The sequence below is a fragment of the Rhizobiales bacterium NRL2 genome, assembly GCA_001664005.1.
GTDB lineage: Bacteria > Pseudomonadota > Alphaproteobacteria > Minwuiales > Minwuiaceae > Minwuia.
Genome location: CP016093.1, coordinates 1,196,684 through 1,222,935 on the forward strand (window position 1 = coordinate 1,196,684; position 26,252 = coordinate 1,222,935).

Below are 26,252 nucleotides of genomic sequence, written 5' to 3' on the forward strand. Positions count from 1 at the left end.
CGAAGACCCGTATGGGGGCGGCGGAGCAATCCGCCGCCCCCTTCGATTCCGGGGTTTACTCGGCCCTCCACCAGGTCGTCAGCACCGGTCCGTAGACCGGCGTCTCGCCGGGGCGGCGCAGGCCGCTGTCGACGATCATCCGCACCGTGGGCTCCCAGTAGAGGGGGATGACGTAGCGCCCGGCGCGCAGGAGCCGGTCGAGGCTGCGCGAGGCGGCCCGCAGTTCGTCGCGCGTCGCCGCCGCGGTCATCCGCGCGACCATTTCGTCCACCGCCGCCGAGCGCACGCCCGCATAGTTGCGGCTGGCGGGTTCGTCCGCCTGGGCCGAACCCCAGTAGTACCATTGTTCGGAGCCGGGACTGAGCGACTGGTACCAGTGGTTGACGATCATGTCGAATTCGAAGCCGCGCCGGCGGCGCTCGAACTGCGCGGGATCGACGGTGCGCACGTCGGCGCTGATGCCCAGCCGCTCAAGCGAGCGCGCGAAGTGCAGCGCCAGCCGTTCCTGATCTGGCTGGTAGAGCAGGATCTCGAAGGCGAAGGGCCGGCCATCGGCATTCCGAAGCGCCCGGTCGGTCCCGATCCGCCAGCCGGCCTCGTCCAGCAGATCCAGCGCCCGTTTGAGGTTCTCCCGGCGGGCCGTCGCGTCCGGGGTGCCCGGCGGGACGACCGCCGGCCCGAAGGTTTCGGGCGGCGTCTCGCTCCGCCAGGGTTCCAGCAGCCGGCGCTGCGCGGCGTCGGGCAGTCCGCTGGCAGCGAGATCGCTGTTTTCGAAATAGCTCTCGTTACGCCGATAGGCGCCATAATAGAGGTTCTCGTTGGCCCATTCGAAGTCGAAGGCCAGCGTCAGCGCTTCCCGCACCTCGGGATTGTCAAAGGGCGGCTGGCGCGTGTTGAAGACGAAGCCGCGCATGCCGGCGGGCCGTTTCATGGGCAGTTCCAGACGGTGGAAGCGTCCGTCGCGCATGGCGGGGAAGTCGTAGCTTTCCACCCAGCGCGCCGGATCGTCCTCGTAGTGGACGTCATAGACGCCGGCCTTCAGCGATTCGAAGCGGGCCGTGCCGTCGCGGAAGAACTCGTAGACGATGCGGTCGAAATTGTAGTCGCCCCGGTTCACGTTCAGCTCGCGGCCCCAGTAGTCCTCGCGCCGGAGGTATTCGATGCGGCGGCCGGGCTCGATCCGGCCGACCTCGTAGGGGCCGCTGCCGGGAATGGGCGTCAGCGTCGTGCGGTCGAAGCCGTTGGCCTCGAACCAGTGGCTGGGCAGCACCGGCATCAGCGCCATCAGCATCGGCAGTTCCCGGTTGTCGCCGCCGCGGAAATGGAAGGTGACGTCGCGGCCGTCGACCTCCACGCGGGCGACTTCCTTGTAGTAGAGGCGATGGTTCGGGCGGCCGCTGTCGCGGAGCGTCTTCCACGACCACAGGATGTCGTGGACCGTGACCGGCTCGCCATCGGCGAAGCGCGCGCCCTGGCGCAGGCGGAAACGGATCCACTTGCGCGCGGGATCCATCTCCACCTCCTCGGCGATCAGGCCATAGAGGGAAAAGGGTTCGTCCTGGGAACGCTTGGTCAGCGCCTCGAAGACCAGCCGCCAGCCTTCCGCCGCCTGGCCCCTGAAGATGAAGGGGTTGAGACTGTCGAAGCTGCCCTGCTGCGCCGCCAGGGTGAGCGTGCCGCCCTTCGGCGCGGCCGGATCGACATAGCCGAAATGGGGGAATCCGGGCGGATAGGCAGGCTCGCCGTGCATGGCGATGCCGTGATTTGACTGGGCGGTGGCGGCGGCGCCGGCCAGAGCGGCCGCGAGGCCTAGGAATCCACCTCCAGCCAGTCGTCGAAGTCGTTGCTGGAGACGCCGAGAGCCGCGTCGATCCGCACCCGGAGCTGTTCCAGGTCGGCCCGCGACATCCGGCGCGAGATCACGGAATCGTCGTTGATGGCCACCGCGATGCGATAGCCCTCCTTGCTCTCCGTGATCAGGACCGGCAGGTCGAACATGAACCGTCTCCATCCCGCCGGCGCGGCCGATCCGCTGGACCCGCGCGCCGAGGCCGTTCCATATTGCGCGCCACTTCGTTAAGAAACCGTCGATGAGGGCCAACGCCTGCTCCCGCCTTTTCGTGCCTGTCGCCAGATCACACGAGCCAATCTAGCTGAACCGAGGCTGCATGACCGACCCAATCGAAGCCGGCTTCGAGCCCCTGACCGATGCCGGTCCGTTCTCTTCCATCATCGGCCCCACATATCAGAGACGGGAAGCGGATGGCTCCCTCACTTTCGCCCTTTACGTGGCGCCGAAGCACCTGAACGCGCGCGGCGTGGTGCATGGCGGCATGCTGATGAGTTTCATGGACCAGTTGCTGGGGCGGACCGTGCACAACGAGATCGGCCGCAGGCCGACGGCGACCGTGCAACTCGACAACCAGTTCCTGGCCGGCGTGCACGAAGGCGAACTGGTGATCGGCAAGGGCAATGTCGAACGGGTGACACGCAGTCTGGTCTTCGTTACCGGCCGGCTCACCGTCGGCGAGCAGACGGCGCTGGTATCGTCGGGCGTGTGGAAGATACTCGGAGTCTGATGCGGGTGTTTCCGCCGCCGCCGCCCGGTTAGACTGGATTCACCACCTTGCACGCGGGATGGCCCATGGAAATGTCCGAGACCAGGAGGCGAAACGCGCGGCTCGTGCTGCTGACCGCGGTGTCGGACGAACGGCAGGTCGACCGCACGCTGATGGCCGCCTGGTCGGTGCGCCAGCGCCACCCCGATGCGCCGATCGCCGTGGTCACCGACCGGCCCGGGCACAGGCTCTGGCGCAGCGGGCTGTTCAATATCGTCGTCTCGGCCGCCGACCTGCCTGAGGCAAACACCGCCGACTGCTGCCTGCTGGCGTTGGAGCGCGGCATCTTCGATCGGGCCCTCCATCTCGATTCGCATTGCCGGCTGCGGGCCGACGATGTCGATCCGGCGTTCGCCGCCCTGGACAAGGCGGAGATCGCGGTGGCGATGGACGCCGAAGGTCCGTCCTCCGGCATCGTGATGATGCGGCGCACGAAGCAGGCTGCGGCCCTGCTCAAGGGCTGGTCGGAACGGATCCGCGCCGGGATGGCGACCGGCCCTGGCCTGGACCGGGTGATCCGGCGTGCGGCCGCCAACGACATGGTCGCCGGGCTGCCCGAAGGGTGGCTGCCCCGGCCGTCCGGCGGGGAGGCCGATGTGCCGCTGGTCGAGGTGCGCCGCGGCGACGTCGCCCGGCTTTACGCCGAGCTGCTCAACTTCGCGCTGCACCGGCTGCTTTCCAACGACATGAAACGGGCGGCGGCGGTCTACGCGCGGGTGGCGCTGGCGGCGCATCCGGACCTGCCCCAGCTCGGCTCCGAGCGGCTGGTGGCCCACATCTCCGCGATGTTCGGAACGAAACTGCCCCGTCTCGGCCAGCCGGAACTGGCGCAGCTCGACGCCTTGCTCCACCACGCCGCGCGGGAGGATCCGGCCGGCAATCTGCTCGGCATCGCGGCGCTGCATCTGGAGATGGGGCAGGTCAAGACCGCCATCGCGGTGCTGCGCATGGTCTACCATATGCGCTTCCGCAAGCCTGCGCCGCTGCCGGGCTGAAGCTGTATGAAATCCAGCTAATCCGGTCCGTTAGCGAAGCTCGTTTGACTTGCACCCGCAATCGGGTCAATAGCACGGCAACCGCAACCCATCGGACATCCGTGAATGCCGCAACGACCCGGACGCCAGTTCCTCCAGGTGCCAGGACCGACCAATGTGCCGGACCGCATCCTGCGCGCCATGCACCGGCCGGCGCTGGACTTCTCCAGTCCCGACTTCATGGACATCGCCACCCGGTGTCTGGCGGAGATCAAGCCGCTGTTCGGCACCTCGGGGGAGGTCTTCTTCTACACCGCCTCGGGCCACGGCGCCTGGGAAGCGGCCTTCGTCAACCTGTTCCGGCCCGGCGACACCATCCTGATGCCGGAGACCGGTCGCTTTTCGCGCACCTGGGGGGAGATGGCGAAGACGCTCGGCCTGCACGTCGAGACCTTCGAGAGCGACTGGCGCACCGGCATCGACGCCGATCGGGTGGAAGAGGCGCTGCGCGCCGATGCCGGCCACGAGATCAAGGCCGTGCTGGCGGTCCACGTGGAGACCGCCACGGGCGTGGCCTCCGACATGCCGGCGCTGCGCCGCGCCATCGACGCCGCCGGCCATCCGGCGCTGCTGGTGGTGGACGCCATCGCCTCCTTCATGACCACGCCGCTGCCCATGGACGAATGGGGCATCGACGTCATCATCGCCGCCTGCCAGAAGGGCCTGATGATGCCGCCCGGTCTGTCCTTCAACGCCGTCAGCGACCGCGCCTACGCCGCCTCCCGGGAGGGCGGGACGCTGCGCGACTACTGGTCGTGGAAGGCGCGCCTGGACATGGAGCAGTACCGGCGCTTCGCCGGCACCGCGCCGGAGCACCTGTTCTTCGGCCTGCTGGAAGCCATCGCGATGATCAACGAGTGGGGGACCGACGCCGTCTTCGCCCGCCATCGCCGTTTGGCGGAGGCCGTCCGGCGTTGCGCCGCCTGCTGGACCCGGGGCGGTGCGCTGGAGTTCAACGCGCTGAGGCCGGCGGAGCGGGCGGATTCACTTACCGTGATGCGCTGCGCCGATGGTGCGGATGCGGACATGATCCGCTTCACTGCGCGCGAGTGTTTCGACGTCGCCATCGGCGGCGGCCTCGGATTGCTGGCCGGGAAGGTCATCCGCATCGGCCACATGGGCGATCTCAACGACCCGATGATCCTGGGCGCGCTGGCGGGCGTGGAAGCCACGCTGCGGCGGCTGGATATACCTCACGAGAGCGGCCTGACCGAGGCCGTGCAGTTCCTGTCGGAGACCGCGGCCGATCCCGACCGCCGCCCTGACGGCCGCCGGTGGCTCGATCCCGCCTCAGATTAGCGCCAGCTTGCGCTCCCGGTGGAAGACGTAGAGCCCGGAGCCGACGATCACCGCGATCCCGGCCCAGGTCACCGCGTCCGGGAAGTCGCCGAAGATCGCCAGTCCCAGCGCCGTCGCGCTGATGATTTCCAGATACTGGAATGGCGCCAGGATGCCGGCGTCGGCGCGGCGGAAGGCGTGCACGACCAGAATATGGCCGCCCGTGGCGACGCAGCCCAGCAGCGCCAGCCAGGCGAATTCGGTCCAGTCCGGCAACACGGGAATGAAGACGGCCGGCATGAAGCCGCTGAACGCGCCGTACAGAAGCGCCGCGCCCGCCGTCGCCGCGCCGGAGATGCCGGCCGTCAGCTGCATGGTCACGGCGTCGCCGCTGCGGGCCAGCTTGCGGGTCAGCACCAGATAGAATGCGAAACAGCCTGCTGCGCCGACGGGCAGCAGGGCGGGCCAGCCGACCGCCTCGAAACTGGGGCGGATGATCAGCAGCGCGCCGCCGAAGCCGACCGCCACGGCAGTCAGCCGCCGCCAGCCGACCTTCTCGCCCAGCAGCACCGCCGACAGCAAGGTCAGCAGCAGGGGCTCGACGAAGAAGATGGCGATGGCGTCGGCAATGGGCAGCGACTGCAGCGCGGTGAAGAACAGGATCGTCGCGCCGGCGATCAGCACGCCGCGGGCGGCATGCGCCGGCCATACCGGCAGGGCGCGCAGCAGATCGGCGCGGCTGGCCAGCGGCAGCAGGATCAGCGACTGCATCACGAAGCGCGCCAGCGCGATCTCCGCCGCTGGCAGCCGTTCGCCGGTGTGTTTCGCGATGGCGTCGATGCAGGGCAGCGTCAGCATCGCCAGCGCCATCAGCAGCATGCCGGTCTCGGTGTCGGAACGGCGCGGCCGCGGCGCCTTCATGGCCGGCGCGCGGCGATCGCCTCGGCGCACTCCCCGATCAGCGCCGGCCCGCGATAGATCAGGCCGGTATAGACCTGCACCGCCGAGGCGCCGGCCTCCAGCTTGGCCACCGCGTCGTCGCCGGAAAGAATGCCGCCGACGCCGATCATGGGCACGCGGCCCTCCAGGCGTTCGTGGAAGGCGCGCAGCACCGCCGTCGAGAGCGGCATCAGCGGCGCGCCGCTCAGCCCGCCGGCCTCTGCGGCGTTGGCGCCGCGCAGGCCCTCCGGCCGCGCCACGGTGGTGTTGGAGATCACCAGGGCGGCAACGCCCAGATCCTCGATCACCTCGGCCACATCGTCGATGTCCTCGGCCGTCAGATCGGGCGCCAGCTTGAGGAAGAGAGGCGTTGCACGGCCGCCCGACTGCGCCCGGTGCAGCCGGTCGAAGATACCGGTCAGAGCCGCCTTGCCCTGCAGCGCGCGCAGCCCCGGCGTATTGGGCGAGGACACGTTGACCGTCGCGAAATCCGCCAGCCCGCCCAGCACCGTCAGGCACTCCGCATAGTCGCCGATGCGGTCCTCGCTCTCCTTGTTGGCGCCCAGGTTGACGCCGACCACGCCGGCCGCGCGGCGTTTCTCCAGATTGCGCGCGACCGCCTCCGCGCCGGCGGAGTTGAGGCCGTAGCGGTTGATGACGGCGCGGTCTTCGGCAAGGCGGAAAACGCGCGGACGCTCGTTTCCGGGCTGGGGCCGGGGGGTCACGCCGCCGACCTCGATGAAGCCGAAGCCCATCCGGAGCAGTCCGTCCACGGCCTCGGCGTCCTTGTCGAACCCGGCCGCAAGCCCGACCGGGTTGGCCAGTGTCAGGCCGCCGATCCGCACCGGCGCGCCGGGCACGCGGACCCGACCGGCGAGGCCGAGGCGCACGGCGCGGAGGGTCAGGCGGTGGGCCCGCTCCGCGTTCAGCGCGAAAAGCAGCGGTCTGACGATCGGGTAGGGAAGCATCGCCGGAGACTAGTCCAATCACGCCCGGTCGGAAATCCGTATCGCGGTCCGGTGACCCGGGCCCGCTCATGCTGAAATGCAACAATCGCGATCGAATCCGCTCACGTGCGGGCCGTGCCCCCTTGTTTGACGTTTGTTCAGGTCGACAGAGGCGGGCAGCGTTCGGACCATTTCCCCTATGCTGACCCATGAAGGCATCTGGACGGCCATCGACCGGCTGGCCGCGAAACACGGTCTGTCGCCGTCGGCGCTGGCGCGGCGGTCCGGTCTCGACCCGACCGCCTTCAACAAGTCCAAGCGCTGCGCCCGCAGCGGCAAGGCGCGCTGGCCCTCGACCGAGAGCATCGCCAAGATCCTGACGGCCACCGAGACCCGTATGTGCGACTTCGTGGCGATGATGCACTCCGAAGCCATCATGCCCTCCAGGCTGCACAGCGTGCCCACCGGCATGGTCAACGCCCGCCATTTCGACGAACTCGGCCGGCCGGATGGCGACGACTGGGAGCAGGTGGACTTCCCATGCGGCAGCGATCCGTCGGCCTTCGCCCTGGAAGTCACCGACGACAGCCTGGCGCCCGCCTTCCGCAATGGCGAGTTCATCATCGTCTGCCCGTCCGCCGAATGCCGCCGCGGCGACAGGGTGGCGATCTGCACCGATGACGGCGAGGTTCTGGTGATGGAACTGGTGCGTCGGACGGCCCGGCGGGTCTCGCTCCGCAGTCTGAACGACGCCGGAACGGAACGGATCGTCGACCGCAAGAATCTCAGATGGCTTTACCGCGTCGCCTGGAGCCAATATTAGCAGGGCCGGATCGGCGAGCGGCGGGAGGCGGCCCATGAAGCAGATTTTCTATTACGACGGCGCGTGGCTGGATGAGTCCCCGAAGCTCACCGGGCCGATGGATCACGCATTCTGGATGTCCAGCATGGTCTTCGACGGCGCGCGCGCCTTCCACGGCCTGGCGCCGGATCTGAGGCCCCATTGCGAGCGGCTGATCAGGTCCGCGCGCTCGATGCTGCTGGCGCCGCCGATCGGGCTGGACGAAGTCGACGGCCTGTGCCGGGAGGCGATCCGCAAGCTGCCGAAGGACGGCGAATACTACGTCCGGCCCATGTTCTTCGCCCGGGAGGGTTTCGTCTCGCCGATCCCGGAATCGACCGAGTTCGCCCTGGCGGTCTACGAATCGCCGCTGCCGGGCGGGGACGGCTTCGCCGCCTGTCTGTCCAGCCGCCGCCGGCCGGCGCGGGACATGGCGCCGACCGACGCCAAGGCTGGCTGCCTCTACCCCAATTCGCAACGGGCGCTCAAGGAAGCGGCCGACCGGGGTTTCGATAACGCGGTGATCCGCGATCCGTCCGGCAATATCGCCGAGCTGGCGACCGCGAACCTGTGGATCGTCCGCGATGGCGTCGCCATGACGCCGGTCTGGAACGGCACCTTCCTGAACGGGATCACGCGCCAGCGCATCATCCGTCTGCTCAGGGAGGCCGGCTTCGAGGTGCTGGAAACCACCCTCACCCATGAGGACCTGATGGCCGCCGACGAAATATTCTCGACGGGCAACTACGGCAAGGTGACGCCCATGGTGCGCTACGAGGACCGGGAGCTGCAGCCCGGCCCGGTGGCGCGCCGCGCCCGGGAGGCCTATTTCGACTGGGCCGCGACCGAACGCGTGATCTGAGTTTCCGCGCCGGCGCCGTCGGCTCCCGGATCGGACGCGCTCGCTGCGGCGCCGGGGCGGCGCCAGCGCCAGGCGGGCAGGTGGACGACCGCTGTCGTGCCGCGGCCCTCGACGCTTTCCACGCGCAGCTGGCCCCCGTGCAGTTCGACGAAGACGCGCGACAGCGACAGGCCGAGCCCCGTGCCCCGTCTGTCGTTGTTGCCGGCGCCCTGGTGGAACGGTTCGAAGACGCGTTTCAGGTCGTCGCGCGCGATGCCGACACCCGTGTCGCGGACCGCGACAAACAGCACGTCGGCCGCATCGACACCCGCCTGGATGGTGACGGAGCCGCCCGGCGGGGTGAACTTGATGGCGTTCGACAGCAGATTGATGATCACCTGTTTCACGATCTGACCGTCCGCGAGATAGGGCGGCAGGGTGATGTCGCGGACATGGCCCAGCTTGATCTTCTTGTTCTCCGCCATCTGCCGCAGCAGGCTGACGCACTCCTCGATCACGCCGGCGACGTCGATTTCGCTTTCCTGCAATTCGAACTTGCCCGCCTCCGCCTTGGCGAGGTCCAGCAGGTGGTTGATCGTCTCCAGCAGGTGTTCGCCGCCGACACGGATGTCCCGGGCGTATTCGCTGTACTTGTCCAGGCGGTCCGGGCCGAAGATCTGCTTCTCGATCGCTTCCGAGAAACCCATGATGGCCGTCAGCGGGGTCCGCAGTTCGTGGGTCATGCCCGCGAAGAAGCGGCTGCGGCCCAGGGCCTCGTTCTCGGCGGCGTCGCGGGCCGCGACCAGGTCGGCCTTCTGCGCCTCGATGTCGTGGAACAACCGGTCGCGCTCCTGCTGGCGGCCCTCGGCATCGTTCTGCGCATCGATGATCAGACGGTTATAGGCGTCGGAGAGACTGGCCAGCAGTTCGCGCTCACGCTCGGCCGCCCGCAGCCGCGCCGCCAGTTCCGGAAACTCGGCCTCGTCCGCCTCAGCGTTCCGCAGCCGCGCCAGGGCCGGCCGGACGGTCAGCAGCCAGGCAATGGCAGCCGCCCCCACACCCCACAGAACCGCCGCCGCCACCAGCGCCGCCATCCTGGCGGTTCCGCCGCCGCCGGCGTTCCATGCCAGCAGCGCCAGGACGCCCAGCCCGGCCGTCAGCAGGACCGCCGCCAGCGCAAGGAAGCGCACGACGATCGGCGCGCGTGCAGCAGGGCCGGTCATCTGGGAAGGGTCTTCTGCATGGGGTGGCTGCTGGTTCCGGAAATAGCGCCGCTTGCCGGCTTCTCGACTGGTTGAACGTGGGTTCAGCGGGTCCGCGGCGCCTCGCCCGGCCACGCAGCCGGACCGCCGCGTCCCGCTCGACAGGGTGGGGCAAAGCCGGGCCGGTTGCGCACGCGTGCGCGGCGGAGAAGGGGCGCGATGGATGGATCCGACAGCCCGGCGGAACCGTCGCGGCGGGAAACGCTCCCGCGCCGCGGCTCGTGGTCGAGACGTAGCTGTCGCCAGACATCCGCCAGCGCCCTGGGCGGATGCGAAAGAACGTTCTCGGCCAGCATGCCTGGAACGCCTCCCTGCCCGATGCCTTGTCTGCAGTCAGGGAGTGCCTTCTGCACCTGCTGCAGCTTCCCCTTGTGCCTGCACGCATTTCTTGCACGGTGCAGTTGATTTTTATGGATCGAGTATAGTCAAGGCCGGCAGTTTACGGAAACGGAATCCGGAAATTGTTGCGAATCTTTTTCAGGCCGCCAGCTCGCCGATGAGCGGCGCGAAGCGGTCCAGAACCGCCTCCACCTTCTCCGGGCGGGAGGTCGGCACGCCGATCACCGACCGGCCGATGCCGAGATCGCGGTAGCGCTTCAGCAGGTCCTCGTCGACGCCGACCTGGGCGAAGATCGACAGCTCGATATCGTCGGGGTTGCGGCCCGCCGCCTCGGCCCGCTGGCGCAGGTCGTCGACGGCCGCCGGCATGTCCTCCAGCAGCACGTTGATCGGCATCCAGCCGTCGCAGTAGTTGACCACGCGCTGACGGCCCTGGCCGGTGGCGGAGCCGAGAATGATCGGCGGATGCGGCTGCTGCACCGGCTTCGGATAGGACCAGGTTTCCTCAAATTTCACGAACTCGCCGTCATAGGAGGCCTTTTCCTGGGTCCAGAGCGCCTTGATCGCCTCGATCTTCTCCCTCAGCACCTTCCAGCGCCGGTCGAAGGGCACGCCGTGCTGTTCCATTTCCTCGGCGTTCCAGCCGCCGCCGATGCCGAACAGCACCCGGCCGCCGGAGATGACGTCCAGCGTCGCGATCTCCTTGGCCAGCACGATCGGGTCGTGCTGGATCACCAGCGAGATCCCGGTGCCGAGCTTCAGGTTCTTCGTCACCGCGGCCGCCGCGCCCAGCGACACCCAGGGATTCATCATGTGGTAGTACGGCTTGGGCAGGTCGCCGCCGCCCGGAAAGGGCGAGCGCCGCGATGTCGGGATGTTGGTGTGCTCGGGCAGCCAGATCGATTCGTAGCCGCGCTCCTCCAGCATCACCGCCAGCTTTTCGGGCCGGATGGAATATTCCGTGTTGTAGCAGAACACACCGAGTTTCATGGTCCGCGCCTCCCCACGCATCAGATGAGCGTCTATCGGATCACGCGAAGCCGCCCCGCGCAAGTCCGCCCCGGGTCATGGCGGGGCCCGCTCGCCCTCACTCCGTCGGGCGCTGCTCGAAGCCCTGCGGCTCGGGATCGGGGACGTCCAGCGGACGGGCGGTGATGTCCTCGACCTTCGCCGCCGGGGGGCCTGTGCGGCAGCGGCGCAGGAGCTCGTTGACCGCTGGGCCGTCGCCGACGAACAGGGCCTCGACGGTGCCGTCGCTGCGGTTGCGGACCCAGCCGCGGACGCCGAGGCTCCCCGCGTTCTCCGCGACGAAGCCGCGGAACCAGACGCCCTGCACCCTGCCGGAGATGCGCGCCAGCACCGCCGCTGTCCTCCCTTCGGCCATGGTCTCTGCCTCCACTGCCGGCGAAACCTCTGCCCGAGCCTAACACGGCGATGACCCCGGAGGTAATTGCGCCGCCCGGGGGATGGCCCGAAGCTGGCCGCCGATCCGGAGGGGGAAGCGCCGCATCATGAGCCAGGCCGAAACGACCATCGCCGCCGCGCCCGGCGCGCCCGTCAGCCCGCGCACGCGCCTGCTGCTGGAGGGGCCGGTGACGCCGACGCTGCTCAGGCTCGCCTTCCCGAATTTCGGCGAGGCCGCGGCGCGGGTCGCCTTCATTTCCTTCGACGCGGTCTTCATCGGCTGGATCGGCACCGACGCGCTGGCCGGCGTCTCGCTGGTCTTCCCGATCTTTCTGCTGATGCAGACCATGTCGGCGAGCGGCCTGGGGGCCGGGACCGCCGCCTCGATCGGCGCGGCGCTGGGGGCTGGACGGACGCGGGAAGCCGCCGGCATCGCGGCGCATGCGGTGATGCTGGCGCTTATCGTCTCGGCCGCGGCGGGCGCCATCATGATCGGCCTGGGGCCGGAGATCTTCTGCGCGCTGGGGGCCGAGGGCGCGGCCCTGGAGGCGGCGGTGACCTACTCGGCCATCGTCTTCGGCGGCATCGCCCTGGTCTGGCTGATGAATCTCACCGCCAACGCCGTGCGCGGCATGGGCATCATGACCGTCCCCGCCGGCGCCATCGTGGCGGGCGAGGCGGTCCACCTGATCCTCTCGCCGGTACTGATCCTGGGCCTCGGCCCGGTCGAGCCCATGGGCGTCACGGGCGCGGCCATCGCGCTGCTCGCCACCTATGGCGTCGGCGCCCTGATCCTGCTGGTCTACCTGTTCTCGGGCCGGGGGCTGTTCCGCCTGACCGCCGCCGACTTCCGGCCCGTCCGGCGACATTTCGGCGCGATCCTGAAGATCGGCGTGCTGGCCTCGCTGAACACCATCCAGCTGCAGGCGACGTTCCTGGGACTGACCTCGCTGTTCGCCGTCTTCGGACCGGCGGCGCTGGCCGGCTTCGGCGCGGCGAACCGGCTGGAGCTGCTGCAGATTCCGATCACCTTCGGCGTCGGCAGCGCGGTGATCGCCATGATCGCCACCAATGCCGGGGCGGGGCTGCAGACCCGCGTGCGCGCCATCGCCTGGGCGGGCTGCGGGATATCGGCGCTGATCGGGCTGGTGTTCGCAGGCGTCGCCATTCTGCTGCCCGAGGGCTGGATGCGGCTGTTCAGCGACGAACCGGCGGTCGTCGCGGCCGGCGCGGCCTATCTGCGCGCCATGGGCCCGACGCTGCCGGTGATGGGCTTCGCCTTCGGGCTGTTCTTCGCCCTGCTGGGGGTGGGAAGCGCCATGTGGCCGTTCCTGGCGGGCGCCCTGCGGCTGGCCCTGGCGCTTGGGCTGGGCGCGCTGGTGGCGCAGCGCGCGGGCGGCGGGATCGACGAGCTGTCGCTCGCGGCCGCCGGCGCGGGCCTCGCCTTCGCCGCCGCGATGGTGCTGTCCGGCCGCCGCCTGCTCTGGTCCCGGGCGGCGTCCGCGCCCGCCTGAGCTATTCCAGTTCCAGGATGATGTCGTCGACCGCCAGGCTGTCGCCGGGCCTGGCGTTGACGGCCTTGACCACGCCGTCGGTCTCGGCGCGGAGGACGTTCTCCATCTTCATCGCCTCGATGACGGCCAGGGGCTGGCCGGTCTTGACCTCGTCGCCGACCTCGACGTGCAGCTGCATCAGCGCGCCGGGCATCGGGCAGACGAGGAACTTCGACATGTCCACGGCTTCCTTGACCGGCATCAGCGCCGCCATCTCCGCGCCCGTCGGCGTGCGGATGATGAACTCGCGCGTCGCGCCGTCGAAGGTCAGCAGATAGCCTTCCAGCGTCCGGGTGACCATCGCCTGCATGCGCCGGGAACCGACATTGCCGACGAACTGCGCCTGGCCGGGGCGGTAGCGGCTTTCGACGATCATGTGGTCGTTGTCGACGGTGACGTCGGTGGCGTAGTCGCCGACCGTCGTGCGCACGGTGAAGTTCTGCTCGCCGCACTGCACCCGCCAGTCCTGACCGATCCTGGGGACGAAATGGGGCACCTGACCGGAGATCGAGGTGCCGCGCGCCAGATCGCGCAGGTGCGCGACGACGGCCACGGCGACGAGCTGCCGCTCGGTCTCCTGCTTCAGCGGCGCACCGACGAAACCTTCCGGATATTCCTCGGCGATGAAGTTGGTCGACAGCCGTCCCTCGCGGAAGCGCTCGTGATTGCAGACGGCGTTGACGAAGTTGATGTTGTGGCTGATGCCCTCGATCCGGAAACCGTTCAGGGCGTCGATCATGTTGTCGATCGCCTCGGCCCTGGTCGCGCCGTAGGTGCACAGCTTGGCGATCATCGGGTCGTAGAACATGGTGATCTCGGAGCCTTCGACCACGCCGGTGTCGACGCGGACGATGCGGTTCTCCTTCGGCGGCTGGTAGCGGGTCAGCCGCCCGATGGAGGGCAGGAATCCGCGATAGGGATCCTCGGCGTAGATGCGGCTCTCGATGGCCCAGCCATTCAGGCGGATGTCGTCCTGGGTGAGCTGCAGCTTCTCGCCGGCGGCGACCCGGATCATCTGCTCGACCAGGTCGATGCCGGTGACCAGCTCGGTGACCGGATGCTCCACCTGCAGGCGGGTGTTCATCTCCAGGAAGTAGAAATTGCGTTCCTTGTCGACGATGAACTCGACGGTGCCCGCGCTGCGGTAGTCGACGGCCTCCGACAGGGCCACGGCCTGCTCGCCCATGGCCTTGCGCGTGGCCTCGTCCAGGAAGGGGCTCGGCGCCTCCTCGATGACCTTCTGGTGGCGGCGCTGGATCGAGCATTCGCGCTCGCCGACATAGAGCGTCGTGCCCTGGCCGTCGGCCAGTACCTGGATCTCGATGTGGCGCGGCTCCTCGATGAACTTCTCGATGAAGACGCGGTCGTCGCCGAAGCTGGAGGCGGCTTCGGACTTCGCCGACTTGAAACCGTCGCGCACTTCCTCTTCGCTCCAGGCCACGCGCATACCCTTGCCGCCGCCGCCGGCGGAGGCCTTGATCATCACCGGCAGGCCGATGTCGGCGGCGATCTTCACCGCTTCCTCCGGGTCTTCGATGATGTCGGCATGGCCGGGCACCGTGCTGACGCCCGCCTTCATCGCCAGCTTCTTCGATTCGATCTTGTCGCCCATCGCCGCGATGGCCTTCTGGCCGGGGCCGATGAAGGCGATGCCGGCCTTTTCCAGGGCGGTGTAGAATTTCTGGTTCTCCGACAGGAAGCCGTAGCCGGGATGGACCGCCTCGGCGCCGGTCTCCTTGCACGCCTGGATGATCCGGTCGATGACCAGGTAGCTCTCCGAGGCCGCGGCGCCGCCGATGTGGACGGCCTCGTCGGCCATGCGCATGTGCAGCGCGCCGTCATCGGCGTCGGAGTAGACGGCGACCGTCTGGATGCCCATGGCGCGGGCGGTCTTCATGACGCGGCAGGCGATCTCGCCGCGATTGGCAATCAGAATCTTCTTGAACATCTTGTCCGCTGGTTCCCCCAAACTCTGCCGCTCCTTCTAGCGCCTTGAACCGAGGCGGACAACGCCGGAAAGGCCCCGGGGGTGGGTGACAAGCGGGCGCGCCTCGGTTCTAATCGCCGGCACTTGGGGAGAGAGACATGAACAACGCAATACCGAACGAGGCCGCGGCCCCGGCCTTCGACCTGTCGGAGGAGCAGCGCACGCTGCTCGACACCGCGGATCGCTACGCGCGCGAGCAGATCTTTCCGCTCGCCGCACGCATGGACAACGAGGAATGGTGGCCGGATGCCGAGTTCCGGGCGCTGGGCGAGGTCGGATTCCTGGGCGTCACGGCGCCCCCCGAACTGGGCGGGGCGGGCCTCGACGTCTTCGGCTCCGGCCTGCTGCTCCAGGCGATCAGCCGCTGGAATCCCGCCTTCGGCCTGGCCTGGGTGGCGCATGACAATCTGTGCATGAACAACATCCTGCGCAACGGCAACGAGGACATCCGCAAACGCTACGTGCCCGGTCTGGCCGACGGTTCGCTGATCGGCGCGCTGGGCCTTACCGAACCGGGCGCGGGGTCCGACGCGCTGGGCTCGATGCGGACGACGGCGCGCCGCGACGGCGACGACTACGTCCTCAACGGCTCCAAGCTCTACATCACCAACGGCCCCATCGCCGATATCCTGCTGGTCTATGCCAAGACCAACCCGGAGGCCGGCGCGAAGGGCATCTCCGCCTTCGTCATCGAGAAGGACATGCCGGGCTTCAAGGTCGCCCAGAAGCTGATCAAGATGGGCTTCCGCGGCAGCCAGACCGGCGAACTGGTGTTCGAGGACTGCCGCGTGCCGGCGGCCAACATGGTGGGCGAGGAGAACAAGGGCCACGTCGTCGTCATGTCCGGACTGGACCTGGAGCGGGCGATGATCTCGCCCATCTGCCTCGGCATCTGCGAGCGGGCCTACGAGCTCACCGTCGACTACGCCAGGGAACGCAAGCAGTTCGGCCAGCCCATCTCCAGCTTCCAGATGGTGCAGAGCCACATCGCCGACATGTACGTGATGCTCGAGGCGGTGCGGCTGTTCACCTACAAGGGGCTGGCTGCCGTCAACGATCTGGCCGAGGGCGAAGGCGGGCGCGGCGACGTGCACAAGATCACCGCCGCATCGGTCATGTACACCGCCAACACCATGAACCGCCTGCTGGACCTCGCGGTCCAGGTCCACGGCGGGACGGGCTACATCTGGGAATCGGAGATCAACCGCCTCTTCCGCCACACCAAGCTGCTGGAGATCGGCGCGGGGACGACCGAGGTGCGCAAGATGATCATCGCCGGCGAAATCTTCCGCTAGTCGGTTCCGGCGCCTTGACCGGTCCTCTTCGTGCCGTCGCGCGCAGGCACGGGCGCGGCGCGCTTGACCGGCGGTCCGTTAAATCGTTAGTGGCAACGCTCACGAGGTCAGGGCCGGGGGACGGGCGTGTCGGAGACTTACAGGATCTTCATCCGCGATCTGGTGCTGGCCATGGAGATCGGCGTCCACACGCATGAGCGCGGCCACGCCCAGCGCGTCCGCGTCAACCTGGAGGCCGAGACCGTCCGCGACGAGGACGACGACGGGATCGAGGGCGTCGTCTCCTACGAGGATCTGCTGAACGGAATCAAGGATATCGCCCATTCCGGCCATATCGAACTGGTCGAGATCCTGGGCGACCGCGTGCTGGACATGACCCTGGCTCACCCCCGCGTCGTCAGCGCCCGGGTCACCATCGAGAAGCTGGACGTCTTCGGCGACGTCGAGAGCGTCGGTGCGGAGATGAGCCGCACGCGCGCGCGCTGAGGCCGGGTCCCATGCTCGAAGGGATCGGACTGGCGGCGATGCGGGGCGATCGCCTGATCTTCGCCGATATCGGCTTCGCGGTCGCCGCTGGCGGCATGCTGACCCTGACCGGCCGCAACGGGGCCGGCAAGTCGACCCTGATGCGGATGATCGCCGGTCTGGCGCGGCCGTTCGCCGGGGAAGTGCGCTGGCGCGGCGAGCCGATCGCCGACGATCCGGACGCGTTCCGCGCGGAACTTCTCTATGCCGGCCACAAGGACGGCATGAAGCCCGCCCTGACCGCGGTGGAAAACCTGGCCCTGGCGGCGCGTCTGAAGGGCGGCGGCGCGGCTGAACCGCAGGCGGCGCTGGCGCGTTTCGGCATCGAGGGACTGGCCGATCTCCCCGTCGGCTACATGTCGGCGGGCCAGCGCCGGCGCGTGGCGCTGAGCCGGCTGCTGATCGAGCCGGCGGCGCTCTGGCTGCTGGACGAACCCGTGACCGCGCTGGACCGGGATGCGGTCGCGGCTCTGGGCGGGGTGATGGCGGACCACCTTTCCGCCGGCGGACTGATCGTCGCCGCGACCCACACCCCGCTGCCCGGCGTCGAGGGCGCGCAATTCGAGATCATGCCGCCGGAGAACATCGACGACTGGTACGCGGAGGCGGAGTACTGAGCATGCTTGCCGCCTTTCTCGCCGTCGTGCGCCGGGACCTGCTGCTGGCGCGCCGCCAGGGCGGGGCGAGCCTGCTGGTCATCGCCTTCTTCGTCATGGTGATCATGTTGTTCCCGCTCGGGATCGGGCCGGAGCCGGAAATGCTCTCGCGCATCGCCTCGGGCGTGATCTGGGTCGCGGCGCTGCTGTCGGTACTGCTTTCCCTCGACCGGCTGTTCCAGGCGGACCTGGAGGACGGCAGCCTCGACCACCTCGCGCTGCTGCCGGTGCCGCTGACGGTGATCGTCGCCGCCAAGATCGCCGCGCACTGGCTGACCACGGGATTGCCGCTGATCCTGGCAACCCCGGTGCTGGCGCTGCTGATGCAGTTGCCCGTCGAGGGTTTCGCCACGCTGGTCGCGGCCATGGCGCTGGGCACGCCGACGCTCAGCCTGATCGGCGCCATCGGCGCGGCGCTGACGGTCGGCGTTCGCCGCGGCGGCGTGCTGCTCACCCTTATCGTCACGCCGCTCTACATCCCCGTGCTGATCTTCGGCGTCGGTGCGGTGGAGGCCGCGCTGCAGGACTTCGATCCGGCGGCGAACCTGTTCTTCCTCGCGGCAATCCTGCTTGGCGCAATTGTGATGGCGCCGATGGCCGCAGCATGGGCGCTAAGGCTTGCGCTCGATTGATTTTTCAGGTGAATCCTGTGCGGCGGGGCTGAGACGGCGGTCACTTCTCGGCGGTTCGGTCCGTCCTATCTAGGGAGCCAGATGCACAAGCTCGCAAATCCCACGCGTTTTCTCAGGCTGACCTCGGCGATCCTGCCTTTCGCGGTGGCGGTGGCCGTTGCCTGCATCGGCGCGGGACTGGTCTGGGGCCTGTTCTTCGCGCCGCCCGACTACCAGCAGGGCGATACGGTGCGGATCATGTTCATTCACGTGCCGGCGGCGATGATGGCGATGGGCGTCTATGTCGGCATGGCGGTTTCCAGCGCCGTGGCGCTGATCTGGCGTCACGCGGTCGCCGACATGATCGCCAAGGCTTCGGCGCCGGTGGGCGCCGCCTTCTGCTTCCTGTGCCTGCTTACCGGTTCGCTGTGGGGCAAGCCGATGTGGGGCACCTGGTGGGTCTGGGACGCGCGCCTGACCTCGGTCCTGATCCTGTTCTTCATCTACATCGGCTACATGGCTCTCTGGCAGGCCTTCGAGGAGGAGGCCAAGGCGGCGATCGCGGCGGCGATCCTCGCCATCGTCGGCGTGGTCATGATTCCGATCATCAAGTTCTCGGTGGAATGGTGGAACACGCTGCACCAGGGCGCCACGCTGATCACCGTGGATGGTCCGCGGGTCGACAATTCCATGCTTTGGCCACTATTGCTGATGATAGTGGGTTTCCTGGCGTATTATGTGGTGGTCCTGATCTACCGGGTGCGGGGTGAAATCCACGGTCGCCGCAGCCGGATGATGCGCATGGCCCAGGCCGCGCGCCATCAGGCGATGCAGCCGGCGGAATGAGGGAAAAGATGTTCACGGCGAGCGGAGACAGGGCCCGATGAGCGAGTTCCTTGCCATGGGCGGCTACGCGGCCTATGTCTGGCCGACCTACGGCGCCACGGCGCTGGTGATGGTCGTGCTGCTGGTCGCCAGCGTGCGCGGCGCGAAGCGCGCCGAGCGCGAGGCGCGGGCGCTGGAGGCGTTGAGCCCCCGGCGGCGGAGAAAGGCGGAGAAGCGTTGAGCAGGAAAATCAGCAGGAAACGGCAGCGGCTGGCGCTGGTTCTGATCGGCTTGCTGTTCGTGGGTGGCGCGGTCGGGTTCTCCCTGATGGCGCTGAACGAGGAGCTGGATGTCTTCCGCAGCCCGACCCAGCTGGTCGAGAACGGCTTTCCTGAGGGCAAGCGGTTCCGCGTCGGCGGTCTGGTCGAGGACGGCTCGATCGAGAAGGAAGGCATCATCACCCGCTTCAGGGTGACGGACGGAGTCAACGCCATCGAGGTCTCCTACAACAAGATCCTGCCCGACCTGTTCCGGCATTGTCAGGGCGTCATCGCCCTTGGCGAACTTGACGGCAGCGGCCGCTTCGTCGCCCATGAGGTGCTGGCCAAGCACGACGAGAACTACATGCCGCCCGAGATCGCCGACACGATGCAGGGCCCGGGCAACTGCGAGGGCAAGATGCAGATGAGCAGCGCGAAGGCCGTGAACTGATGGCCCCCGAACTCGGACAATACGCGCTGGTGCTGGCGATCATCGTCGCCACCGTGCAGGCCATCGTGCCGCAGATCGGCGCGGCGCGGCGCGATGCCGGCTGGATGGCCATTGCGACGCCGGCGGCGCAGGCGCAGTTCCTGCTGGTGCTGTTCGCTTTCGGCTGTCTGACGGTCAGCTTCGTGACCTCGGATTTCTCGGTCGCGAACGTCGTCGCCAACAGCCATTCACTGAAGCCGATGATCTACAAGATCAGCGGCGTCTGGGGGAATCACGAAGGCTCGCTGCTGCTCTGGATTCTGATCCTGACGCTTTTCGGCGCTGCCGTGGCTCGGTTCGGCGACAACCTGCCGCCAACGCTGAAGGCGCGCGTGCTGTCGGTGCAGGCGATGATCGGCGTCGGCTTCCTGGCCTTCATCCTTTTCACGTCCAATCCCTTCGCCCGGCTGGACCCGGCGCCCTTCGAGGGGCAGGGGCTGAACCCGCTGCTGCAGGATCCGGCGCTGGCGATCCATCCGCCCTTCCTCTACCTCGGCTATGTCGGCCTGTCGGTTTCCTTCTCCTTCGCCGTGGCGGCATTGATCGAGGGCCGCGTCGACCCGGCCTGGGCGCGCTGGGTCAGACCCTGGACGCTGGCGGCCTGGATGTTCCTGACCTGCGGCATCTCGCTGGGCAGCTACTGGGCCTATTACGAACTCGGCTGGGGTGGCTGGTGGTTCTGGGACCCGGTGGAGAACGCCTCCTTCATGCCCTGGCTGGCCGCGACTGCGCTGCTGCACTCCTCGATCGTCGTGGAGAAGCGCGACGCGCTGAAAAGCTGGACGGTATTGCTGGCGATCCTCGCCTTCTCGCTTTCGCTGCTGGGCACGTTCCTGGTCCGCTCGGGCGTGCTGAATTCGGTCCATGCCTTCGCCACCGATCCGGCGCGCGGCGTCTTCATCCTTGCCTTCCTTGGCGCCGTCGTCGGCGGTTCGCTGGTGCTCTATGCGCTGCGCGCGCCGATGCTGAAGGGCGGCGGGGTGTTTCAGCCGGTCAGCCGCGAAGGCACGCTGGTGCTGAACAACCTGCTGCTCACCACCGCCTGTCTCACGGTCCTGCTGGGCACGCTCTATCCGTTGTTCCTCGATGCGGTCACGGGCGAGAAGGTCTCGGTCGGCCCGCCCTATTTCAACGCGACCTTCGTGCCGCTGATGACGCCGCTGGTGGCGGCGCTGGCCATCGGGCCGATGATGGCCTGGAAGCGGGGCGATCTGACCGGCATCCTCAAACGCCTGCGGTTCGTCGCCATGGCGGCCTTCGTCGCCGCGGTGGCGACCCTGTGGGCCGCTTTCGACATATCGCTGCTGGCGGTGCTGGGCATGGTCCTGGTCGTCTGGCTCGGCTTCGGCGTGCTCTGGGAAATGGGCGAGCGGGTGAAGCTATTCCGGGTCTCCCCCGGCGAGAGCTGGCGGCGCGCGCGCGGCCTGCCCCGGGCCAGCTTCGGCATGAGTCTGGCGCATCTGGGCGTTGCGCTGATGGTGCTCGGCATCACCGCCTCGGAGACCTGGCAGGAGGAAATCCAGACCATCATGCGGCCGGGCGACACGCAGACCGTGGGCGATTACGATCTGACCTTCGTCGGCGCCCAGACGGTGCCGGGCCCGAACTACGAATCGCTTACCGGCGCCTTCGTCGTCACCAGGGACGGTCAGCCCGTCACCGTGCTGCAGCCCGAGATGCGAACCTTCACCAGCCCGCCCATGGAAACCACCGAGGCCGCCATCCGCTCCAACTTCGCCGGCGACCTCTATACAGTTCTGGGTGAGCCCGATGGCCAGGGCGGCTATGCCGTCCGGCTCTATTACAAGCCGCTGGTGATCTGGATCTGGCTGGGAACGCTGTTCATGGTCGCCGGCGGCCTGGTTTCGCTCAGCGATCGCCGACACCGCATTGGCGCCCCGGCACGCCGCGCGGCACAGGCGCCGGGCGACGCCGCCATCGCAGGCGCTGGAGACTGAACATGTCCGAACAGGCCGAAGAACAGCCGACGGGCGGCTCGTCCCTGCGCTGGCTCTGGGCGTTGCTTCCCGTCGCCGTTTTCGTCGTGATCGGCGGCTTCCTCTTCCAGGGGCTTTCGCTGGATCCGAAGTCCATCCCGTCCGTGCTGATCGACAAGCCGGCGCCGGAGTTCGACCTGCCGCCGCTGCCGGGCAAGGACAACGGCCTCTCGCGCGCCGATCTGGGCGGCGAACCGGCCTTGGTCAACGTCTTCGCGAGCTGGTGCGTGGCCTGCCGGGTGGAGCATCCGATCCTCATGGAGATGCAGAAGTCCGGCGAGGTGCCGATCTACGGCCTCAACTACAAGGACAGGCCCAACGACGCGATTTCCTGGCTGGACCGTTTCGGCGATCCCTATGACCGCATCGGCTCCGACGTGAACGGCCGTGTCGGCATCGACTTCGGCGTCTACGGCGTGCCGGAGACCTTCGTGATCGACCGCAACGGCGTCATCGTCGACAAGGTGATCGGTCCGATCACGCCGCAGATCCTGCGCGACAAGCTGCGGCCTCTGCTGGCGGAGCTGCGGAAATGACTTTGCTTCGGCCGTTTCAGTTCCTCCTGCTTGCCGCGGTGCTGGCGTTCGCCGTGCCCGCACAGGCGATCTTCACCGAGAAGCCGCTGGAGGATCCGCAGAAGGAGGCCCGCGCGCAGGAGCTGATGAAGGAACTGCGCTGCCTCGTCTGCCAGAACCAGGCGATCAGCGAGAGTCACGCGCCGCTGGCCCGCGACCTGCGCGTGCTGCTGCGCGAGCGCATCGCCGCGGGCGACACCAACGAGGAAGCCCGGGATTACATGGTGGCCCGGTACGGCGACTGGGTGCTGCTGGATACGCCGATGAAGGCGACGACCTACCTCCTGTGGTTCGGTCCGCTGCTGATCCTTGTTCCCGGCCTCATCATCTCGGCGGTCTATCTGCGGCGCCGGCGGGCGGCGGGCAGGGCCGGCGGCGGCAATGAAGCGCCGCTGACCGAGGCCGAGCGCGCCGAGCTGGACCGCGCCCTTTCCGATCAAAGGTAGCTGCACTTGCTTTTCTGGATCCTGATCGCCGCGATCACGCTCGCCGTGCTTCTCTTCGTGCTGCGCCCGCTGGTCGGCGCCGGGCGGGGCGCTGCGCGCCGCGGCGACTACGACATGACCGTCTACCGCAGCCAGATCGACGAACTGCGCGCCGAGGAAGCGCGCGGGGTGATCTCGCCGGCCGAGGCGCGCGCCGCCCGCAACGAGATCGAACGGCGCATGCTGCAGGCCTCGCGCGACGCCGAACCGGACGTGCGTGAAGGCGGCGGCGCGCCCCTGATCGTGGGCCTTGTCATCGCCGTCTCGGTGCCGGTCGGCGCGGGGTTGCTCTATCTCGCCATCGGCAATCCGGACCTGCCTGCCCAGCCGCTGGCCCAGCGCATCGAAGTCCCGGCCGGCGCCGCCCGCATGGCCGCGGCGCAGCCGGGGGCGCCGTCGGCCGAACAGGGCCTTGAATCGGTTTCCAACATGGTGGGCAACCTGGAACGCCGCCTGGAGGAGGATCCGGAGAACTTCGAGGGATGGATGCTGCTCGGCCGCAGCTATGGCGTCATGGACCGTTATGGCGACGCCGCGGGGGCCTATGCGAAGGCGGCGGCCCTGCCGGAGGCCGCGAGCGATCCGGCCCCGCACATGCAACTCGGCGAGGCACTGGTCTTTTCCTCGAACGGGGTCGTCATCGAGCGCGCGCAGGATGCCTTCCGCCGCGCCGTCGAGATCGACGCCAATCATCCCGGCGCGCGCTATTACCTGGCGCTGGCGCGGGGGCAGGGCGGCGATCTGAAGGGGGCCTATGACGGCTGGGTGTCGCTGGCGCAGGATTCTCCTGCCGACGCGCCCTGGCTGCCCGCGCTCAGGGAACGCATCGCCGAGGTGGCCCGCGACCTGGACGTCGAGCCGCCGGCAGAGCTGATGGACCGGATGGCCGCGGCCGGCGCCGCGCCCGGACCTTCCGCCCCGCCCGCACCGGCCCAGAGCAGCGACGCCGCCGCGCCCGGCCCGTCCGCCGAGGACATCCAGGCGGCGCAGGAGATGTCGGCCGACGACCGCCAGGCGATGATCCGAGGCATGGTCGAAGGACTGGCCGCGAGGCTGGAAGAGAACCCGGACGATTATGACGGCTGGATGCGGCTCGCCCGCGCGCGCGGCGTGCTGGGCGAGACCGATGCCATGATCGAAGCCTATGAGAACGCGGCACGGCTCCGCCCGGAGGATACGGAAACCCGGCTGGCGCTGGCCGGCGCGCTCGTGGACGCCGGCGGTGATGGCCCGTTGTCGCCCAGGGCGGTCGAAGCGTTCCGCGCGGTGCTGGAGGTCGATCCCGACAACCCGGATGCCCTGTGGTTCGTTGGCCGGGGCGAGGCCGAGGCCGGCCGGCCGGAGGCCGCTGTACAGTCATGGCGGAAACTGCTGGGCACCCTGACGCCGGGCAGCGACGCCCATACAGCCGTCCAGGCCCAGATCGAACGGCTTCAGCAGGGACAATAAAAAACGGAGACGCCGAGGGGTTGGCGTCTCCGTTGGAAGTGCGGTCATGACTTTCGTCATGCCGATCAAGGGAATGCTGCGGCGACTGAAAAACTCTACGACGCCAGGCGCCACGCATTGCCATCAGCAATCGGCGTGCCATGGCCAGTCTGCGGCCTGAAACAGGCGGTTCCCCTGAAATTGCGGCCCAGACGGTCAGCGCGTGATGTCCCAATGCGGGGCGAATGGACTTGCCGCCGCCTTCCAACTAGCATCCCGCTACGGCGAAATGTGCCGAAAGGATACAATCGGTTCCGGCGGGGCAAAGGGGATGGCGCCGTCCGCCGCCGAGGCAGATGGAGCAGCCATGAGACACCTACCGGGCGGGGAGAACTTCAGTCAGCAGGTGCCCGCCGGCGACGACCGGGAGCGCATGGTCTGCGACGAGTGCGGCTGGGTGCATTACGTCAATCCGAAGATCGTCGTCGGCGCAGTCTGCCGCCACGGCGACAAGGTGCTGCTCTGCCGCCGGGCCATCGAGCCGCGCCGGGGCTTCTGGACCATCCCGGCCGGCTTCATGGAGGAGCGCGAGACCTCGGCCGAGGGCGCCGCGCGGGAGGCCTGGGAGGAGGCCGGCGTGGAACTGCGCATGGGGCCGCTGCTGGCGGTCTACAACATTCCACGGATTTCCCAGGTGCAGCTCATCTACAAGGCCGAGCTGGCCGCGCCCGGTTTCGAAGCGGGCCCGGAATCCCTCGAGGTCGCCCTGTTCGATTTCGACGAGATTCCCTGGGACGAACTCGCCTTCCCCAGCGTGCGCTGGGCGCTGGATCAGGTCCGCGAGGTCTGGGACCGCGACGACTTCGCGACATTCGGCAACCCGCCGGGCGAAACCGGCCGCATGACGCCGCCCTGAGCGGTCAGCCCTGCCGCTCGAAATAGACGAGATCCATCGAAGGCGGCTCGAAACCCAGATGCCCGATGATGGCGTGCGCCTGGCCCCGGTGGTGGGTCTGGTGGTTGAAGACGTGGCCGAGAATCAGATCGAGCGGATTGGCGAACGTATCGCCGGCCATGTTGCGGTAGCTGAAATCGCGTTCGAAGTCCTCCGGCGAGAGCCGTCCGGTCCAGGCCAGAAGCCGTTCGTCCTCGGTCTCGCGGGCGTCCCGCAGCGCGCCGAAGTCGTCGAACAGCACCGCGTCCAGCCGCGCCGGGGCTTCGCCTTCGCCCGTCAGCCGCTTCAGCCAGATGCGGTCGGCCACCAGCAAATGGTTCAGCGTGCCGTGAACGGAGCCGAAGAAGGCGCCCACGTCGCGGCGGTAGGCCTCGTCGGGGATCTTCGCCGCCGCGTCGTAGACCAGACCGTTGGCCCAACGGTTGTAGCGGGCCATGCGCTGGAAATAGGCCGGAAACATCAAACCCTCCCCTGCCCGCCGATCGGCGGTTTCATCGCCGTTCGAAACCCGGTACACATCGAAATCGCGCCCGCGTACCGGGTGCGAGGCAACCCGAAGGAGTCTGCGAATGCGTCGACTGATGCTGGCGCTTGTAACCGTACTATCTATCGCGACGACGACCAATGGCGAGGCGGCGGATTTGGAAAACACACTCTATATCGACCTTGAACATGGCCGCGTGGTCATCGAGATGCTGCCCGGCGTGGCGCCGAAGCACGTGGAGCGGATCAAGGAACTGGCCCGAGAGGGGTTCTATGACGGCGTGGTCTTCCATCGCGTCATTCCCGGATTCATGGCGCAGACCGGCGATCCCACCGGCACCGGCCGCGGCGGTTCAAAGAAACCCGACCTGCCGGCCGAGTTCTCGAATACGCCCTTCGAACGCGGCACTGTCGGCATGGCCCGGTCCCAGAACCCGAATTCGGCCAACAGTCAGTTCTTCATCATGTTCGACCAGGGTTCGTTCCTGAACGGCCAGTACACCGTGTGGGGCCAGGTGACCGAAGGCATGGAGCATGTCGACGCGATCGCCACGGGCGAGCCGCCGCGCAATCCCGACAAGATGGTGACCGTGCAGGTGGCGGCCGACGCAAAGGACTGACCAT

Annotated in this window: 27 protein-coding genes; 19 read left to right on the forward strand and 8 right to left on the reverse strand. The window is 68.2% G+C overall.

Annotated features, from left to right (window positions below):
• Window positions 1-55 precede the first annotated feature (55 nt).
• Window positions 56-1,831 (reverse strand): hypothetical protein, encoded by a 1,776-nt coding sequence (locus TEF_05495; protein ID ANK83294.1) that lies wholly within the window; start codon window positions 1,829-1,831, stop codon window positions 56-58.
• Window positions 1,832-2,168: 337 nt separating this feature from the next.
• On the opposite strand from TEF_05495, the gene TEF_05500 reads away from it, so the two are divergent.
• From TEF_05500 to TEF_05510, 3 genes are all read left to right on the forward strand, one after another.
• Complete coding sequence (locus TEF_05500) at window positions 2,169-2,579, forward strand: hypothetical protein (protein ANK80308.1); 411 nt, start codon at window positions 2,169-2,171, stop codon at window positions 2,577-2,579.
• Between the two features lie 65 nt (window positions 2,580-2,644).
• Window positions 2,645-3,613, forward strand: a complete 969-nt coding sequence (locus tag TEF_05505) for a hypothetical protein (GenBank protein ANK80309.1) — start codon at window positions 2,645-2,647, stop codon at window positions 3,611-3,613.
• Window positions 3,614-3,718: 105 nt separating this feature from the next.
• The gene (locus TEF_05510) at window positions 3,719-4,951 is read left to right on the forward strand and encodes a hypothetical protein (protein ID ANK80310.1); all 1,233 of its coding nucleotides are present in this window, start codon (window positions 3,719-3,721) and stop codon (window positions 4,949-4,951) included.
• Here TEF_05510 and TEF_05515 read toward each other — a convergent pair.
• Together TEF_05515 and TEF_05520 are read right to left on the reverse strand one after the other, a co-directional pair.
• Window positions 4,943-5,851: a hypothetical protein gene (locus tag TEF_05515; protein ID ANK83295.1), complete on the reverse strand. Its 909-nt coding sequence runs from the start codon at window positions 5,849-5,851 to the stop codon at window positions 4,943-4,945. The genes TEF_05510 and TEF_05515 overlap by 9 nt on opposite strands.
• On the reverse strand, window positions 5,848-6,837 hold the full coding sequence (locus TEF_05520; GenBank protein ID ANK80311.1) for a dihydroorotate dehydrogenase (quinone): 990 nt from the start codon (window positions 6,835-6,837) through the stop codon (window positions 5,848-5,850). Before TEF_05520 ends, TEF_05515 begins: the two co-directional genes overlap by 4 nt.
• A gap of 178 nt (window positions 6,838-7,015) precedes the next feature.
• Between TEF_05520 and TEF_05525 the strand changes: the two genes are divergently transcribed.
• Window positions 7,016-7,639: a hypothetical protein gene (locus TEF_05525; protein ID ANK80312.1), complete on the forward strand. Its 624-nt coding sequence runs from the start codon at window positions 7,016-7,018 to the stop codon at window positions 7,637-7,639.
• 34 nt (window positions 7,640-7,673) lie between these two features.
• Window positions 7,674-8,519 (forward strand): branched chain amino acid aminotransferase, encoded by an 846-nt coding sequence (locus TEF_05530; GenBank protein ID ANK80313.1) that lies wholly within the window; start codon window positions 7,674-7,676, stop codon window positions 8,517-8,519.
• On the opposite strand, the gene TEF_05535 is transcribed toward TEF_05530, so the two are convergent.
• From TEF_05535 to TEF_05545, 3 genes are all read right to left on the reverse strand, one after another.
• The gene (locus TEF_05535; GenBank protein ID ANK80314.1) at window positions 8,483-9,721 is read right to left on the reverse strand and encodes a hypothetical protein; all 1,239 of its coding nucleotides are present in this window, start codon (window positions 9,719-9,721) and stop codon (window positions 8,483-8,485) included. The genes TEF_05530 and TEF_05535 overlap by 37 nt on opposite strands.
• 516 nt (window positions 9,722-10,237) lie before the next feature.
• On the reverse strand, window positions 10,238-11,089 hold the full coding sequence (locus TEF_05540) for a hypothetical protein (protein ANK83296.1): 852 nt from the start codon (window positions 11,087-11,089) through the stop codon (window positions 10,238-10,240).
• A gap of 97 nt (window positions 11,090-11,186) precedes the next feature.
• On the reverse strand, window positions 11,187-11,483 hold the full coding sequence (locus tag TEF_05545; protein ANK83297.1) for an acylphosphatase: 297 nt from the start codon (window positions 11,481-11,483) through the stop codon (window positions 11,187-11,189).
• A gap of 127 nt (window positions 11,484-11,610) precedes the next feature.
• On the opposite strand from TEF_05545, the gene TEF_05550 reads away from it, so the two are divergent.
• Entirely contained in the window at window positions 11,611-13,017 is a 1,407-nt protein-coding gene (locus TEF_05550) for a hypothetical protein (GenBank protein ID ANK83298.1), read from the forward strand.
• Window position 13,018: 1 nt separating this feature from the next.
• On the opposite strand, the gene TEF_05555 is transcribed toward TEF_05550, so the two are convergent.
• Window positions 13,019-15,004 carry an acetyl/propionyl-CoA carboxylase subuit alpha gene (locus TEF_05555; GenBank protein ID ANK80315.1) on the reverse strand — a complete coding sequence of 662 codons (1,986 nt, stop codon included), beginning with the start codon at window positions 15,002-15,004 and terminating at the stop codon, window positions 13,019-13,021.
• A 137-nt stretch (window positions 15,005-15,141) separates the two neighbouring features.
• Here TEF_05555 and TEF_05560 point away from each other — a divergent pair, with 137 nt between their 5' ends.
• From TEF_05560 to TEF_05615, 12 genes are all read left to right on the forward strand, one after another.
• Window positions 15,142-16,338 (forward strand): isovaleryl-CoA dehydrogenase, encoded by a 1,197-nt coding sequence (locus TEF_05560; protein ANK80316.1) that lies wholly within the window; start codon window positions 15,142-15,144, stop codon window positions 16,336-16,338.
• A 126-nt stretch (window positions 16,339-16,464) separates the two neighbouring features.
• Window positions 16,465-16,824 carry a hypothetical protein gene (locus tag TEF_05565; GenBank protein ID ANK80317.1) on the forward strand — a complete coding sequence of 120 codons (360 nt, stop codon included), beginning with the start codon at window positions 16,465-16,467 and terminating at the stop codon, window positions 16,822-16,824.
• Window positions 16,825-16,835: 11 nt separating this feature from the next.
• Window positions 16,836-17,480: a heme ABC exporter, ATP-binding protein CcmA gene (locus TEF_05570; protein ID ANK80318.1), complete on the forward strand. Its 645-nt coding sequence runs from the start codon at window positions 16,836-16,838 to the stop codon at window positions 17,478-17,480.
• 2 nt (window positions 17,481-17,482) lie between these two features.
• Window positions 17,483-18,151, forward strand: coding sequence for a heme exporter protein CcmB (locus TEF_05575; protein ID ANK80319.1), 669 nt, complete (start codon window positions 17,483-17,485; stop codon window positions 18,149-18,151).
• Window positions 18,152-18,232: 81 nt separating this feature from the next.
• Complete coding sequence (locus tag TEF_05580; protein ID ANK80320.1) at window positions 18,233-18,976, forward strand: heme transporter HemC; 744 nt, start codon at window positions 18,233-18,235, stop codon at window positions 18,974-18,976.
• A 37-nt stretch (window positions 18,977-19,013) separates the two neighbouring features.
• Window positions 19,014-19,196, forward strand: coding sequence for a heme exporter protein CcmD (locus TEF_05585; protein ID ANK80321.1), 183 nt, complete (start codon window positions 19,014-19,016; stop codon window positions 19,194-19,196).
• 8 nt (window positions 19,197-19,204) lie between these two features.
• Complete coding sequence (locus TEF_05590; protein ANK83299.1) at window positions 19,205-19,666, forward strand: cytochrome c biogenesis protein CcmE; 462 nt, start codon at window positions 19,205-19,207, stop codon at window positions 19,664-19,666.
• Window positions 19,666-21,663, forward strand: a complete 1,998-nt coding sequence (locus tag TEF_05595) for a c-type cytochrome biogenesis protein CcmF (GenBank protein ID ANK80322.1) — start codon at window positions 19,666-19,668, stop codon at window positions 21,661-21,663. The genes TEF_05590 and TEF_05595 overlap by 1 nt, the downstream gene beginning before the upstream one ends.
• A 44-nt stretch (window positions 21,664-21,707) precedes the next feature.
• Window positions 21,708-22,238 carry a thiol:disulfide interchange protein gene (locus tag TEF_05600; GenBank protein ID ANK83300.1) on the forward strand — a complete coding sequence of 177 codons (531 nt, stop codon included), beginning with the start codon at window positions 21,708-21,710 and terminating at the stop codon, window positions 22,236-22,238.
• Window positions 22,235-22,723: a hypothetical protein gene (locus TEF_05605; GenBank protein ANK80323.1), complete on the forward strand. Its 489-nt coding sequence runs from the start codon at window positions 22,235-22,237 to the stop codon at window positions 22,721-22,723. Before TEF_05600 ends, TEF_05605 begins: the two co-directional genes overlap by 4 nt.
• 6 nt (window positions 22,724-22,729) lie before the next feature.
• The gene (locus TEF_05610) at window positions 22,730-24,211 is read left to right on the forward strand and encodes a c-type cytochrome biogenesis protein CcmI (GenBank protein ANK80324.1); all 1,482 of its coding nucleotides are present in this window, start codon (window positions 22,730-22,732) and stop codon (window positions 24,209-24,211) included.
• 346 nt (window positions 24,212-24,557) lie between these two features.
• Window positions 24,558-25,106: an NUDIX hydrolase gene (locus TEF_05615; GenBank protein ID ANK83301.1), complete on the forward strand. Its 549-nt coding sequence runs from the start codon at window positions 24,558-24,560 to the stop codon at window positions 25,104-25,106.
• A gap of 4 nt (window positions 25,107-25,110) precedes the next feature.
• Here the strand turns inward: TEF_05615 and TEF_05620 are convergent, their stop codons facing one another.
• Window positions 25,111-25,605: a diguanylate cyclase gene (locus TEF_05620; GenBank protein ID ANK80325.1), complete on the reverse strand. Its 495-nt coding sequence runs from the start codon at window positions 25,603-25,605 to the stop codon at window positions 25,111-25,113.
• Window positions 25,606-25,726: 121 nt separating this feature from the next.
• Here TEF_05620 and TEF_05625 point away from each other — a divergent pair, with 121 nt between their 5' ends.
• Window positions 25,727-26,248: a peptidylprolyl isomerase gene (locus tag TEF_05625; GenBank protein ANK80326.1), complete on the forward strand. Its 522-nt coding sequence runs from the start codon at window positions 25,727-25,729 to the stop codon at window positions 26,246-26,248.
• The last annotated feature ends 4 nt before the right edge of the window (window positions 26,249-26,252 follow it).